Source organism: Streptomyces sp. HB132 (genome assembly GCF_016909575.1).
Taxonomy (GTDB): domain Bacteria; phylum Actinomycetota; class Actinomycetes; order Streptomycetales; family Streptomycetaceae; genus Streptomyces.
The window spans coordinates 18,809-34,732 of the sequence record NZ_JAFBGA010000026.1; the positions used below are offsets into that span (position 1 = coordinate 18,809).

The following is a 15,924-nucleotide window of genomic DNA, read 5'->3' on the forward strand; positions in this document are numbered from 1 at the left end:
CGCCTGGGACGACCTGTCAGGAAATGCCGAACTTCTTGCCGAGCAGTTCGAACATCTCGTCGTCGGAGGCCGCCTCGATCTGCTCACCGACCGGCGCGGCCGGTGTCTCCTGCAGTTGTGCGAGCAGTGCCTGCATGCGCCGCACCACCCTGGCCCGTCCTTCGTCGTGCGGCGCGACCGTCACCAGTGCGGCTTCCATCCGGTCGAGCTCCTCGAGCACGGACTCGGCCACGGTCTCCCCGTCGGGTACGAGCTGCTCGCGCAGGAAGGCCGCCAGTCGCACCGGAGTCGGGTAGTCGAACGCGAGGGTCACCGGCAGCCGCAGCCCGGTCTTGGCCCCGATCCGGTTGCGCAGTTCCACAGCGGTGACGGAGTCGAACCCGACCTCCCTGAAGGCCCGTTTGACACTGACGGCCTCCGGCCCGGGGAATCCGAGCACGGCGGCGACCTGCTCGCGTACCGATTCCAGCAGGACGGCGTCCCGCTCGGCGTCGTCGAGCCCGGCGAGGCGCTGTGCCAGGGCCGACGGTTCCTCGGCACCGGTGCCGGCCGAGCCGTTGCCGTCCTGCGCGATCCGGCGCACCTCGGGCACGTCGGCGAGCAACGGGCTGGGCCGGGTCGCGGTGAAGGCGACGAAGAAGCGTTCCCAGTCGATGTCGGCGATCAGGACACAGGTGGCGTCGTGCTCCACCGCCTGCCGCATCGCGCCGGTCGCGGCCTCGGGGTCCATCTCCCGCAGGCCGTGCCGGTTCAGTACGTCCCCGAAGGCGCCTTCGGCCATCCCGCCGCCGCCCCAGGCGCCCCAGGCGATGGAGGTGGCCACCAGGCCCTGGGACCTGCGCTGTTGGGCCAGGGCGTCCAGGTAGGCGTTGCCCGGTGCGTAGTTGCCCTGCCCCGGTGTACCGACGATGCCACCGAACGAGGAGAACAGGACGAACGCCGAGAGCATGGCGTCCCGGGTCAGCTCGTCCAGATTCTGCGCGGCTCGTGCCTTGGCGTGCAGGGCCCTCCCCAGCTGATCGGGGGTGAGGGCGTCGAGCAGTCCGTCGTCCAGCGCCGCGGCGGTGTGCACGACCGAGGTCAGCGGGTACTCGGCCGGTATCCCGGCGAGCAGGTCCGCGAGGGCGGCGCGGTCGCCGGCGTCGCAGGCCGCGACGGTGACCCGGGCACCGAGTGCGGTCAGTTCGTCGCGCAGCGCGGCCGCGCCCGGGGCGTCGGGGCCCCGGCGGCTGACCAGCAGCAGGTGTTCGGCGCCGTCGCCGGCCAGCCGGCGGGCGACGTGGCCGCCGAGGGCCCCGGTCCCGCCCGTGATGAGGGTGGTGCCCCGGAGGTCCCAGGTCCGCAACCCGGTGGCTGCGCCGAGGCGGGCCCGGTTCAACCGGCGTACGAAGGTCCCTGAGGGCCGGATGGCCAGCTGGTCCTCGTCCCCGGCGCCGCCGAGCGCACCGCTGAGCATCGCTCCCGTACGTGCGTCCAGTGTCGCGGGCAGGTCGATGAGGCCGCCCCACCGGTCGGGGTGTTCAAGCGCGGCGACGCGCCCCATGCCCCAGGCCATCGCCTGCTCCGCGCCGTCCGGCGCATCGGCGGGCCCCACTTGGACCGCCCCTCGAGTGGCGCACCACAGCGGTGCGGACACCCCCGCCTCGCCGAGTGCCTGGAGCAGCGCGACGGTGGCGGCGTAACCGCGCGGTACGTCGGGGTGGTCGGCGTGCCAGGCGCGGTCCAGGGTCAGCAGCGAGAGGACTCCCTCGATGCCGGTGGGCAGGTCGTGTTCGGCGAACAGTTCGCGGTGCAGCGCGCCGGCGTCGACGGTGACGGTGTGGGTCCTGGCGCCGTGGGCGGCCAGGGCTTCGAGGCACGCCAGGACGAGTTCGTCCCCGTCGTGGCCCTCGGGCACGACGACCAGCCAGTGCCCGGAGAGCCTGCTCATCGCGGCTTCGGGCATGGGGCGCCAGGCCACCTCGTAGCGCCAGTCGTCGACGGTGGAGAGCTCGCGGCTGCGTCGGCGCCAGGAGGAGAGCGCGGGCAGCATCGCCGTCAGAGCGGAGCGGGCTTCTTCGCCGCCTTCGAGGGCGAGGCTGTCGGCAAAGAAGTTGATGTCCTCCTGCTCGATGGCGCTCCAGAACTGCGCGTCGGCCACGGACAGCTCGCCGACGGATCCGGCGGGTGCGTCCATGACCGGGCGCAGGTCATCGATCCAGTACCGCGTCCGCTGGAAGGGGTAGGTGGGCAGGTCCAGGTGGGTGGGGGTGTGGTCCACGAACAGGGTCTTCCAGTCAGGGTCGACCCCGTTGACGTGTGCCTCGGCCAGAGAGGTCATGAAGCGCCGGGCCTCGTCCTCGTCCCGCCGCAGCGTCCCCAACGCCACCGCGTCACCACCGGCCGCCTCGAACGTCTCCTGCAGACCGAGCTGAAGCACCGGATGGGGGCTGACCTCCACGAACACACGATGACCGGCGTCGATCAAGGTGCGGGTCGTCTCCTCCAGGCGGACCGTCCGGCGCAGGTTGGTGTACCAGTACTCGCCGTCCATCCCCGCCGTGTCCAGCAACTCACCCGTCACCGTCGAATACAGCGGCACCTTCGACACACGCGGGGACAGATCCGCCAACACCTCCAGCAACTGGTCACGGATCCGCTCCACATGCGCACTGTGAGACGCGTAGTCCACATCGATGCGCTTGCAACGCACCCCGTCCGCCTTGCACACCACCAGCAGCTCGTCCAGCGCGTCACCGTCACCACTGACCACCACCGAGGACGGGCCGTTCACCGCCGCGACGGAAAGGCGCCCCTCCCACTTGGAGAGCCGTACCTCCACCTGCTGCGCCGGCTCCGCGACGGACACCATGCCGCCCAGTCCCGAGAGCTCAAGAATCGCCCGGCTCCGCAAGGCCACCACCCGCGCGCCGTCCTCCAGGGACAGCCCACCGGCCACGCAGGCCGCTGCGATCTCACCCTGGGAGTGGCCCATCACCGCAGCGGGCTCCACACCCGCCGCACGCCACACCTCGGCCAGCGACACCATCACCGCCCACAACACCGGCTGCACCACATCAACACGGCCGAACCCAGGAGCACCCGGCTCCTCCCGCAGCACATCCAGCAGCGACCAGTCCGTATGCGCCGACAACGCGGTCGCACACTCCCGCATCCGCTCCGCGAACACATCCGAGGACCCCATCAGCCCCGCAGCCATACCCACCCACTGCGAACCCTGCCCCGGGAACACGAACACGGGACGAGTGGTCCGGGTGGCCGTGCCCTGGGTCACCCCGGGCGACTCGCGCCCCTCCGCGAGGGCCATGAGGGCGGACGTGTAGTCACCGGACGCGTCGGCCATGAGAGCGGCACGGTGGCTGAACCTCGCCCGGCGGACGGCGAGCGTGTAGCCGATGTCGGTCGTCGAAGTGTCCGGATGACGCGCCAGGTGGGCCTGAAGCTGCCTGGCCTGTTCCCGCAAGGCCTGTTCGGTACGGGCGGAGACGACCAGCGGCGGCTTCGCAGCGTCCAGCGGCGCCCGGAGTGCCGGGGTACCGGCCTGCTGCTCCTGCTCCTCCGGCGAAGAGGCCGGCGAAGAGGCATGCTCCTCCACCGGCGGTGCCTGTTCGATGATGGCGTGGGAGTTGGTACCGCTGACACCGAAGGAGGACACCCCTCCACGGCGTGGCTGTCCGGTCTCCGGCCAGGGTGCCGGCTCGGCGACGAGGGCCATGCCCCCGTCGACCCAGTCGATGAGCGTGGTGGGGTTCTCCACGTGGAGGGTCGGCGGCAACACGCCGCGCTGCACCGCCATCACCATCTTGATCAGTCCGGCGGCACCGGCGGCGGCCTGGGTGTGACCGATGTTCGACTTGACCGACCCGAGCCACACGGGGCGGCCTGCCGGACGGTCCTTCCCGTACGTGGCGGCGAGCGCCTGTACCTCGATGGGGTCGCCCAGGGTTGTGCCGGTGCCGTGCGCCTCGACGAGGTCGACCTGGTTGGCCGACAGCCGCGCGTCGGCGAGCGCCTGGCGGATGACGCGCTGCTGGGCGGGGCCGTTGGGCGCGGTCAGACCGTTGGACGCACCGTCCTGGTTGATGGCGGAGCCGCGGACGACGGCGAGGACCGGGTGGCCGTTGCGCCGGGCGTCGGACAGGCGCTCCACGAGGAACATGCCGATGCCTTCGCCCCAGCCGGTGCCGTCCGCGTCGGCGGAGAACGCCTTGCAGCGGCCGCTGGTCGACAGTCCGCGCTGACGGCTGAACTCGGTGAAGGCACCGGGGCTGGACATCAGGGTGACGCCGCCCACGAGGGCCATCGAGCACTCGTCCCTGCGCAGGGACTGGCAGGCCATGTGCAGGGCCACCAGCGAGGACGAGCACGCGGTGTCGACGGTGACCGCCGGCCCGTTGAAACCGAAGGTGTAGGCGACGCGGCCGGAGGCGACGCTGCTGGTGTTGCCCACACCGAGATAGATCTCCGTTCCCTCCGGCGGGACGAACACCGTGCTGCCGTAGCCCTGGTACGACGTGCCGACGAAGACGCCGGTCCGGGTACCTCGTAGGGACGCCATGTCGATGCCGGCCCGTTCGACGGCTTCCCACGAGGCTTCGAGGACCAGACGCTGCTGCGGGTCCATGGCCAGTGCCTCGCGCGGACTGATGCCGAAGAACTCGGGGTCGAAGTCCGGTATGTCGTAGACGAATCCGCCCTCGAGCGTATAGCTGCGGGTCGGCTCGTCGGGGTCGCGGAAGAACAGGCCCTCGAAGTCCCAGCCCCGGTCCTCGGGGAACGGGGACAGGGCGTCGACCTGCGACATCATGATCTGCCACAGGTCCTCGGGGGCGCGTACGCCGCCAGGGAAGCGACAGCTCATCGCCGTGATCGCGATGGGGTCGTTGTCCTTCTCCTCGGCAGCGCGCAGCTTGCCCCTGGTCTCCTGGAGGTCGGCGGTCACCCGCCGCAGGAAGTAGCGCAGCTTGTCGGCGTCGGTCGTGGCCTCGGTCATGGCCGGGGTCCCCCCTCGGAGCGGTTCGTTCGGATGCGGTCGGCTGGTCACGAGATTCCGAACTCCTTGCCGAGGAAGTCGAAGATTTCGTCGTCGCTGGCGGTGTCGAGGTCCTGCGGGGGTGCGGCCGGTCCGGACGCGACCCGGATGTCGCCCCAGTCGGCGAGCATGGCGTTGAGCCGCAGGGTGATCCGCGTGCGCCGGTCGTCGTCCGTGCCTACGGAGCGGAGGAGGGCTTCCAGCCTGTCGATGCCGGCGAGCACCGGAGCGTCGGCTGCGCCGGTGTCGGGGACGACCTCGGTACGCAGGTGCGCGGCCAGTTCCGTCGGCGTCGGGTAGTCGAAGACGAGTGTCGCGGGCAGCCGCAGTCCGGTGGCGGCGTTGAGCCGGTTACGCAGATCGACGGCGATGAGCGAGTCGAATCCGAGCTTCTTGAACGCCATGTCCGGTTCCACCGCGTCGGCGGAGGCATGGCCGAGGACGGCCGCCGCATGGGTACGCACGAGGTCCAGGACCACGCGGTCGCGGTCCTCCTCGGACAGCCCGGCCAGGCGCTGCGCCAGCCCGACTCCCCCGGTGCCGGTGCCGTCCGGGTCGGCGGCGCGTGGCGCGGCCACGCGGACCAGCCGTCGCATCAGGGGCGGCAGCGCGCCTGCCGCCGCCTGGGCGCGCAGGGCCGCGAAGTCCAGCCGGACCGGCAGCAGCAGAGCCTCGTCGGATGCCGTGGCGAGGTCGAAGAGAGCGAGTCCCTCCTCGGAGGAGAGACCGGTGACACCGCCCCCGCTCATCCGGCGTACCTCGGCGTCGCTGAGGTGCCCGGTCATGCCGCTGGCCTGGGCCCAGAAGCCCCAGGCGAGAGTGGTGGCGGGGAGGCCACCGGCCCTGCGGTGGTGGGCGAGCGCGTCCTGGTAGGCGTTGGCCGCCGCGTAGTTGCCCTGCCCGGAGCTGCCGAGGGTTCCTGCGGCCGAGGAGAACATCACGAACGCCGACAGGCCGCTGTCGCGGGTGAGTTCGTGGAGGTTGACCGCTGCGTCGACCTTGGGCCGCAGCACGGCGTCCATCCGGTCGTCGGTGAGGGATGTGATGACACCGTCGTCCAGGACTCCCGCCGCGTGTACGACGGCGGTCAGCGGGTGGGCGTCGTCGATGGTGTCCAGCGCCCGGGACAGTTGGTCCCGGTCCGCCGCGTCGCAGGCGACGGCACGCGCGGTGGCACCGGCGTCCCGCAGTCCGGCCAGCAGTTCGGCGGTGCCCTCGGCCGTTTCGCCCTGCCGGCTCAGCAGGAGCATGTGGCGTACGCCGTGGTGGGTGACCAGGTGGCGGGCGAGCAGGCTTCCCAGGGTGCCCGTGCCCCCGGTGACCAGGACCGTTCCCGCGGCGTCGAGGCTCTCACCGGTGACGGCTTCCGCCGCCGGTGCCGTACGTACCAGGCGGGGCAGCAGTACCGCACCGTCCCGCAGCGCGAGTTGTGTCTCCGGCAGGGACAGGGCCGCGGGCAGTGCCTGCCACGATGCCTCGCTGTCGTCGGAGTCGACCAGGACGAAGCGGTCGGGGTGCTCGGCCTGCGCCGAGCGGACGAGGCCCCAGACCGGTGCCGTGGCCAGGCCGGCGACACCGTCGCCGGGGTTGGCCGCCACCGCGTTCGAGGTGTGGAACACCAGGCGGGTTCCGGCGAGGCGTTCGTCGCCGAGCCAGCTCTGGAGCAGGGCGAGCGCCGCGCGGGCGGCGGTGTGCGCCGCGGCCGCACCGTGGTTCTCGGGCCCTCCGATGCGGACGATCACGGTGTCCGGCACCGGTTTGCCGGCGTCGACGGCCGCGAGGAGCGCGTCGAGGCCCGCGTGCCCGTCCGCCTGGACGCCGGCTGCGGACAGCGCCGCGGGGTCGGCGCCCAGGACGGCCCATGGGCCCGCGGTGACAGGCTCGGCGGGCGTGGAGGGCCCCGGCTCCCAGGAGAGCCGGAAGAGGGAATCGTTCTCCTCCTGGGTGGCCGTCCTCAGCTGCCGGGGGTCGACCGGCCGCATGTCGAGGGCGTCGACCGAGGCGACGGGTGCCCCTGCGGCGTCGGCCAGTTGGAACGCGATGCCGTTGGCACCGCTCGGGGAGAGCCGCGCCCGCAGGACGGACGCCCCGGTCGCGTACACGCTCACACCGCGCCAGGCGAACGGGAGTCTGGGCTTCCCGGCGTCCTCGCCGCGGCCCTGGCCGGGACCGAACGATCCGAGTCCCATCGCCTGCAGCGCGGCGTCGAACAGGGCGGGGTGCAGGGAGAACCCGGCCGCTTCGGCCCGGCCGTCCTCCGGGAGGGCCACCTCCGCGTAGATGTCCTCGCCGGACTGCCAGGCGGCGCGCAGGCCCTGGAACATCGGCCCGTATCCGAAGCCGAGCCCGGCGGCCTGTTCGTAGACGCCCTCGAGCTCGAGTTCCGTGGCCCCGGCGGGGGGCCACGCGGTGAAGTCGAACGGCGGTACGGACGCGGTGCGGGTGGCGAGCACACCGGTGGCGTGCCGACGCCAGGGCGTCTCGGCGAGGCCGCCGCCCTCGGCCGGATGGTCGGCCGGGCGGGAGTGGACGGTCAGCGGGCGTCGGCCGGTGGCGTCCGGTGCTCCGACGACCAGTTGCACGTGCATGGCGCCGCGTTCCTGCAGGACGAGCGGTGCCTCGAGGGTGAGTTCCTCCACGAGGTCGCAGCCGACCTGCTGGGCCGCTCGCAGTGCCATCTCCACGAAGCCGGTTCCCGGCAGCAGGATCGTCTCCATGACGACGTGGTCGCCGATCCAGTGCTGGGTCCGGGGAGAGAGCCGTCCGGTGAACAGATAGCCGTCGGCGTCGGCGAGGGCCACCCCGGCGGCCAGCATCGGGTGGTCGGCGGTGCCGAGTCCGATCGAGGCCGGGTCTCCGGACGTGCTGTTACGGATCGGCAGCCAGTACCGCTGGTTCTGGAAGGCGTACGTGGGCAGTTCGGCCAGGTGGACGTCGCGCCCCGCGAAGAGCGCGGTCCAGTCGAGGGGCACCCCGTGGACGTGAGCGGTGGCGAGCGAGGACAGGAACCTGTCGGGACCGCCCTCGTCGCGGCGCAGCGAGCCGAGGACGGCACCGTCGAGTCCCGCCTCGTCGAGGGTCTCCTGGAGTCCGACGGCCAGGACGGGGTGCGGGCTGATCTCGACGAACACCCGGTGACCGGAGCCGAGCAGGACCTGGGTGGTCTCCTCCAGGCGGACCGTCCGGCGGAGATTGCCGTACCAGTACTCGGCGTCCATGACCGCGGTGTCCAGCAGTTCGCCCGTGACCGTCGAGTACAGGGGCACCTTCGACGTACGCGGGGACAGGTCGGACAGCACGGTGAGCAGGCGGTCGTGGATGCGCTCCACGTGCGCGCTGTGCGACGCGTAGTCGACGTCGATGCGCTTGGCGCGGACCCCTTCGGCCGTGCAGGCGGCGAGCAGTTCGTCCAGGGCGTCGGCGTCACCGGAGACGACCACGGAGGACGGTCCGTTGACTGCGGCGACGGACAGGCGCCCCTCCCAGGGCGTGAGCCGGGCGCGTACCTTCTCCGAAGGCTCGGGCACGGAGGCCATTCCGCCCAGGCCCGACAGTTCCAGGATCGCCCTGCTGCGCAGTGCGACCACGCGGGCGGCGTCGTCGAGGGTCAGCCCGCCGGCGACGCAGGCCGCGGCGATCTCGCCCTGCGAGTGGCCCACGACGGCGGCCGGCTCGACACCGGCGGCACGCCATACCTCGGCGAGCGAGACCATGACGGCCCACAGGGCGGGCTGGACCACGTCGACGCGGTCGAGTCCGGGGGCGTCCGGCGTACCGCGCAGCACGTCGAGCAGGGACCAGTCGGTGTGCTCGGACAGGGCGGTGGCACACTCGCGGATCCGCTCGGCGAACACCGGGCTGCTGTCCAGGAGTCCGCGTGCCATGCCCGCCCATTGGGCGCCCTGGCCGGGGAACGCGAAGACGACCTTGGGTTGCTCGGCCGGGGCGACCGCCTGTGCGAGGCCGGGAGCTCCGCTGCCGTCGGCGAGGGCGGCGAGCGCGTGCAGGAGTTCGTCCCTGTCGGCCGCGACGACTGCCGCCCGGTGCCCGAAGCGGGTTCGGGTCGTGGCCAGCGACCAGCCGGTGTCGGTCAGGGCCGCGTCGCCGTGGGTCAGGAGGTGGCGGTGCAGGCGACCGGCCTGGTCGCTCAGGGCCTCGGCCGACGTGCCGGAGAGCACGAACGGGACGGCCGCCGCTCCGAGGAACGACTCCTCGACCGTCGCGGGGGCGGCCTCGGTGTCCTGGGGGGCCTGTTCGAGGACGACGTGGGCGTTGGTGCCGCTGATGCCGAAGGACGAGACGGCGGAGCGGCGCGGCCTGCCGGTGTCGGGCCAGGGCACTGCCTGCTGGAGCAGGGACACCGCTCCAGCGGACCAGTCCACGTGGGTGGTGGGCTCGTCGAGGTGGAGGCTTCGCGGCACCGTTCCCCGCCGCATCGCGAGGACCATCTTGATGATGCCGGAGACCCCGGCGGCAGCCTGCGAGTGGCCGATGTTCGACTTGATGGAGCCGAGCAGCACGGGCAGGGCCCGGTCGCCGCCGTAGGTGGCCAGGACGGCCTGCGCCTCGATGGGGTCGCCCAGGGGCGTTCCGGTGCCGTGCGCCTCGATGACGTCGACGTCCTGGGTGGTGAGCCCGGCGTTCGCCAGGGCCTGTCGGATGACGCGCTGCTGCGAGGGACCGTTGGGTGCGGTCAGTCCGTTGCTGGCGCCGTCCTGGTTGATCGCGGATCCCCGGACCACTGCCAGGACCGGGTGGCCGTTGGCCCGGGCGTCGGAGAGCCGTTCGACGAGCAGGACGCCGACGCCCTCGCTCCAGCCGGTGCCGTCCGCGGATTCGGAGAAGGCACGGCAGCGTCCGTCGGAGGCGAGGCCGCCCTGCCCGCTGAGACCGGCGAACCCGGCCGGGGTGGCCATGACCATGACGCCGCCCGCCAGTGCCATCGAGCACTCGCCGTTCCGCAGTGCCTGGGCTGCCAGGTGCAGTGCCACCAGGGACGACGAGCAGGCGGTGTCGACCGTGAGGGCGGGTCCCTCGAGGCCGAGCGTGTAGGACACCCGGCCGGAGATGACGCTGGCGGTGGTGCCGGTCAGGATGTAGCCGGCGTTGTTGTCCTCGGCCTGTTGCAGCAGACCGGTGTAGTCCTGGCCGCTGGAGCCGACGAAGACGCCGGTGCGGGTGCCGCGCAGGCCGGCCGGGTCGATGCCCGCCGCTTCGACGGCTTCCCAGGACGATTCCAGGAGCAGCCGCTGCTGCGGGTCCATCGCGATGGCCTCGCGCGGCGATATGCCGAAGAAGGCCGGGTCGAAGTCGCCCGGATCGGCGAGGAACCCGCCGGTCAGCCCTTCGATCTCCCAGCCCCGTGATTCCGGGACCTCCGTGATCGCGTCACGGCCTTCGTCCAGCAGGCGCCACAGGTCCTCGGGCGTCTCCACGCCTCCGGGCAGCCGGCAGCTCATACCGATGATGGCGATGGGTTCACCGCTGTCCGCGGCGTCGGCCCGCGTCGAGTCGCCGCTGCCCGCGGGTACGGAACCGGCGACCAGTTCGGTGACGTGGTCGGCGAGCGCGGCGGGCGTCGGATAGTCGAAGACCAGGGTCGAGGGCAGGCGCAGCCCGGTGACCAGGTTCATCCGGTTGCGCATCTCGATCGCGGTGAGGGAGTCGAAGCCCAGGTCGTTGAACGCCCGCTGGGCGCCGATCTCGTCGTGCTCCGCGTAGCCGAGGACGGCGGCCGCCTGGGTACGGACCAGGTCGAGTACGGCGGCCGCACGGCCGGCCTCGTCGAGCGGTGCGAGCAGTTGCGCGAGTGTCTCCTCGGCGGAGCCCGGGCCGGCGCCGCTGTTCGCGGCGGGGCGCGCGGGGAGCCGTACGAGGCCGCGCAGCATGGGCGGGACCGCTTCGACGGAGCCGGCTGCGCGCGCCCCGGACACATCGAGGGGGGCCGGCACGAGCAGGGCGTCGTCCAGTCCCCGGGTGGCGTCGAAGAGTGCCAGGCCCTGCGCGGACTCCATGGAGCCGACGCCGGACCTGCCGATGCGGCTCAGCTGTGTGTCGTCGAGGTTCGCCGCCATGCCGCTGCGGTCGGCCCACAGCCCCCAGGCCAACGAGGTGGCCGGCAGTCCGTGTGCCCGGCGGTGCTGGGCGAGGGAGTCGAGGAAGACGTTGGCCGCGGCGTAGTTGCCCTGTCCGGCGCCGCCGAGGGTGGCGGCGACCGACGAGAACAGGACGAAGGCGCGGAGGTCCAGGTCCTGGGTGAGCTCGTGCAGTGTGACCGCCGCGTCCACCTTGGGGCGCAGTACGGCGGTGATGCGCTGGGGTGTGAGGGCCGGGAGGACGCCGTCGTCGGTGATGCCCGCGGCGTGCACGACCGCGGTCAGCGGGTGCGGTGCGGGAATCGCGGCCAGCAGGGCTGCGAGCTGTACGCGGTCGGCAACGTCACAGGCCGCGACGGTGACGGTGGCGCCCAGCGCCGCGAGTTCGGCCTCCAGCTCGGCGGCGCCTTCCGCCGAGGGCCCGCGCCTGCTGACGAGGAGCAGGTGGCGGATGCCGTGGGCCGTCACCAGGTGGCGGGCGAACAGCTTGCCCAGGGTGCCGGTGGCACCGGTCACCAGGACGGTGCCCGCGGGGTCGGCGAACGGGGCGACCGCCGTGTCGGTGGCCTGCGCCCCGACCCGGGCGAGCCGGGGCACCCGTATCAGGCCGGCCCGGACGGCGAACTGCGGTTCGCCGTCGGCCAGCGCCTGGGGAAGCGTTCGGTGCGAGGCGGGCAGCCCGTCGATGTCGGCCAGCGTGAACCTGCCGGGGTTCTCCGACTGTGCCGAGCGGACGAGACCCCACACGGTGGCCTGCGCGACGTCCTCGACCTCGTCCTCGGCGGTGGCGGCGACGGCACCGCGGGTGATGAGGACGATGCGGGTGTACGCGAACCGCTCGTCCTCGAGCAGGATCTGGGCGAGCGCCAGTACGCGGGCGACCGCGCCGTGGGCGGCCTCGACCGTGTCGGTGCCCGGTTCGGTCACGCACGGGACGAGGAGGGTGCCGGGTGCGGCGAGGCCGTCGTCGACGGCTGCGCCGAGTTCGTACAGATCGGGGAACCGGCCGCCGGACGGGAGACCGAAGTCGCTGTCACCCAGGACGATCCAGTCACTGGTGTCGGGTTCCGTGCCGGTGCCCTGGGCGACCGGCCAGTCGATCCTGAAGAGCGAGTCGTGGTGGGGGCTGCGGGAGGTGTTGAGCTGCTCGGCGGAGACCGGGCGCAGCACCGTCGCCCCGACGGAGGCGACGGGCGCCCCGGTCTCGTCCGCGAGTGCGACGGACACGGTGTCGGTGCCGGTGGGCGAGAGCCGCACGCGGAGCGACGCGGCGCCGGCGGCGTACAGGGACACACCGGTCCAGGAGAACGGCAGCCGTTCCTGGCCGGGGCCGCCCTCGTCGCCGTTGCCCAGCATGGCCCGTGAGTGCATCGCGGCGTCGAACAGGGCCGGATGCAGGCCGAACCGCTGTGCTTCGGTGGCGGGTTCGTCGGGGAGGCGCACTTCGGCGAAGACGTCGTCGCCCTGCCGCCAGACGCCCTTCAGGCCCTGGAAGGCGGGACCGTAACCGTAGTTGGCCGCTTCGAGCTGGGCGTAGAAGTCGTCCATGGGGACCTGTACGGCGTCCCGGGGCGGCCACTGGGCGAAGACGGACCAGTCCGGGGCCGCGGCCTGGCCGGGTGCCAGGATTCCGCCGGCGTTGCGGGTCCAGGTCTCGTCGCCGTCCTGGCTGTCGGGGCGGGAGTACACGTACAGCGGGCGGTGCCCGGTGTCATCGGGTGCCCCGACCGTCATCTGGACGGCGACGCCGCCTTCGTCGGGGAGGATGAGCGGCGCTTCGAGGTTGAGCTCGACGAGCTGACCGCAGCCGACCTGGTCGCCCGCGTGGACGGCAAGTTCCACGAACGCGGTGCCGGGCAGCAGGGCGGTGCCCAGGACGGTGTGGTCGGCCAGCCAGGGGTGGGTGCCCAGCGAGAGCCTGCCGGTGAACAGCATGCCGTCGCCGTCGGCCAGGGTGACCGCGGCGCTGAGCAGCGGGTGTTCGGCCGCGCGCAGGCCCATGGCGGTGGCGTCACCGGCCCAGGCGGCGGACAGCTTCGGCCAGAAGCGCTTGCGCTGGAAGGCGTAGGTGGGCAGCACGGTGTTCCGGGCGCCCGTCCCTTCGTAGAACGCGTGCCAGTCCGGTCCGCTGCCGTGTACGTGCAGTTCGGCGAGGGCGGTGACCAGTGACCGGGCCTCGGGGCGGTCGCCGCGCAGGGCGGGGAGGAAGACGGGGTCGCCGGCTCCGGCGGCGGTCTCCGTCAGGGCCTCCTGGCCCATGGCGCTGAGTACGCCGCCCGGACCGATCTCGAGGAGTGCGGTGACCCCGTGGTCGAGGAGCGTCCGGATTCCGTCGTGGAAGCGGACGGCCTCACGGACGTGGCGTACCCAGTAGCCGGGGTCGGCGATCTCCTTGGCACCGATGAGGGCACCGGTCAGGTTGGACACGATCGGCAGCTCGGGGGCCCGGAACTCGATCGTGTCGGCGAAGGCGCGGAACTCGTCGAGCATCGCTTCCATGTGCGCCGAGTGGAACGCGTGGCTGACCCGCAGCCTCTTGGTCTTGCGTCCCTGTGCCCCGAAGTGCGCGGCGATCTCCAGGACGGCGTCCTCGTCGCCGGAGACGACCACGGCGCGGGGCCCGTTGAGCGCGGCGATGGACACACCCGCGCGCAGCAGGGGCCGCACCTCGTCCTCGGTGGCCTGGAGCGAGACCATCGCCCCGCCTCCGGGGAGCGCCTGCATCAGCCGTCCGCGTGCCGCAACCAGTGCGGCGGCGTCCTCCAGAGACAGCACGCCCGCCGCGTGGGCGGCCGACAGCTCGCCGATGGAGTGGCCCAGCAGGTAGTCCGGGCGGATGCCCCAGGAGGTGAGGAGACGGAAGAGAGCCGTCTCCACCGCGAACAGACCGGCCTGTGTGAAGACGGTCCGGTCGATCAGTCCCGCGGTGGCCTCGTCCGCGGGGTCCGTGGCGAGAACGACGTCCTTGACCGGCAGGTCGAGGTGCCGGTCCAGCTCCGCGCACACCGCGTCGAACGCCTTGGCGAACACCGGGAACGCCTCGTACAGTCCACGGCCCATCCCGGACCGCTGCGAACCCTGCCCGGAGAAGAGGAGGCCGAGCCGGCCGTGTTCCGGGGCTACGCCCTGTGCGTGTCCCTGCGCCGGAGTGCCGGCGACGAGCGCACGCAGCCCGCGCAGCAGTTCCTCGCGGCTCTCTCCGACGACGACGGCCCGGTGGTCGAGGGCCGCGCGGCCGGTGGCGAGCGAGAAGGCCAGGTCCAGAGGGGCCGCTTCGGAGCTCTCCGCGTGCGACAGCACGTGGGCCGCCTGGCCCAGCAGTGCCTCCTCGGTCTTCCCGGAGACCGTCCAGACGAGCGTGGGCGGCGCGCCGACCTGCTCGGTCCGCGCGGTCGGCTCGGGGCTCGGGGCCTCTTCGATGACCGTGTGCGCGTTCGTACCGCTCATGCCGAACGAGGAGATACCGAATCGCTTCGGCCGCCCCGTCAGCGGCCAGTCCCTCTGCTCTGTCAGCAACTGGACGGCACCGGCCGACCAGTCGACGTGCGGCGTGGGCTCGTCGATGTGCAGCGTCTTCGGCAGCACGCCGTGACGCATCGCCTCGACCATCTTGATGATGCCCGCGACGCCGGCGGCGGCCTGGGTGTGGCCGAGGTTGGACTTGACCGAGCCGAGCAGCACCGGCTGGTCGGCCTGCCGGTTCCGGCCGTAGGTGGCGAGCAGCGCCTGCGCCTCGATCGGGTCACCGAGCGTCGTACCCGTGCCGTGGGCCTCGACCGCGTCGACCTGGTCGGCGGTGAGGCCGGCGTTCGCCAGCGCCTCCTGGATGACGCGCTGCTGGGAGGGTCCGTTGGGGGCGGTGAGGCCGTTGCTCGCACCGTCCTGGTTCACGGCGGAACCGCGGACGACGGCGAGGACTTCGTGTCCGTTGCGGCGCGCGTCCGACAGCTTCTCCAGCAGCAGCAGCCCGGCGCCTTCGGCCCAGCCGGTGCCGTCGGCGGCCTTGGCGAAGGCCTTGCAGCGGCCGTCGGTGGACAGCCCACGCTGCGCGCTGAACTCGATGAAGGCACCCGGGGTCGACATGACCGTCACACCGCCGGCCAGAGCGAGAGAGCACTCCCCCTGCCGTAGTGCGTGCGCAGCCAGGTGCAGAGCGACGAGCGACGACGAGCAGGCGGTGTCCACGGTGACGGCGGGGCCCTCGAGACCGAACGTGTAGGACACGCGTCCCGAGACCACACTGGCCGCAGTGCCCGTCAGGCCGTAGCCCTCGACGCTGTCGGGGGAGAACTGCAGCAAGGAGGCGTAGTCCTGGCCGCTGGAGCCGGCGAACACACCGACCCGTGCGCCGGACAGCGACAGCGGGTCGATGCCCGCCCGCTCGAACGCCTCCCACGCCGTTTCGAGGAGCAGCCGCTGCTGCGGGTCCATCGACAGGGCCTCACGGGGGCTGATGCCGAACAGGCCGGAGTCGAACTCCGCCACGCCGTCGACGAAGCCGCCCGACCGGACGTAGGACGTGCCGGACTGCTCGGGGTCGGCGTCGTAGATCCGCCCGTTGTCCCAGCCCCGGTCGTCCGGGAACGGCGACATCGCGTCCGCACCGGCGGCGACCAGGTTCCACAGGTCCTCGGGGCTCGCGACCCCTCCGGGGAACCGGCAGCTCATCGCGACGATCGCGATGGGCTCCTGCTCGCCGGCCTCCACCTCACGAAGGCGCTGCCGGGTCTGGTGGAGGTCGGCCGTCACCCGCTTGAGGTACTCGAGGAGCTTGTCGTCAGCCACCATTACCGCTAA

Annotated in this window: 2 protein-coding genes; both read right to left on the minus strand. The window is 72.5% G+C overall.

Annotated elements, in window-relative coordinates; all coding sequences use genetic code 11:
• Positions 1-16: 16 nt before the first annotated feature.
• The gene (locus JOC24_RS32010) at positions 17-5,044 is read right to left on the minus strand and encodes a type I polyketide synthase (protein ID WP_374104547.1); all 5,028 of its coding nucleotides are present in this window, start codon (positions 5,042-5,044) and stop codon (positions 17-19) included.
• Complete coding sequence (locus JOC24_RS32015; RefSeq protein WP_205023955.1) at positions 5,041-15,915, minus strand: type I polyketide synthase; 10,875 nt, start codon at positions 15,913-15,915, stop codon at positions 5,041-5,043. The genes JOC24_RS32010 and JOC24_RS32015 overlap by 4 nt, the downstream gene beginning before the upstream one ends.
• Positions 15,916-15,924 lie beyond the last annotated feature (9 nt).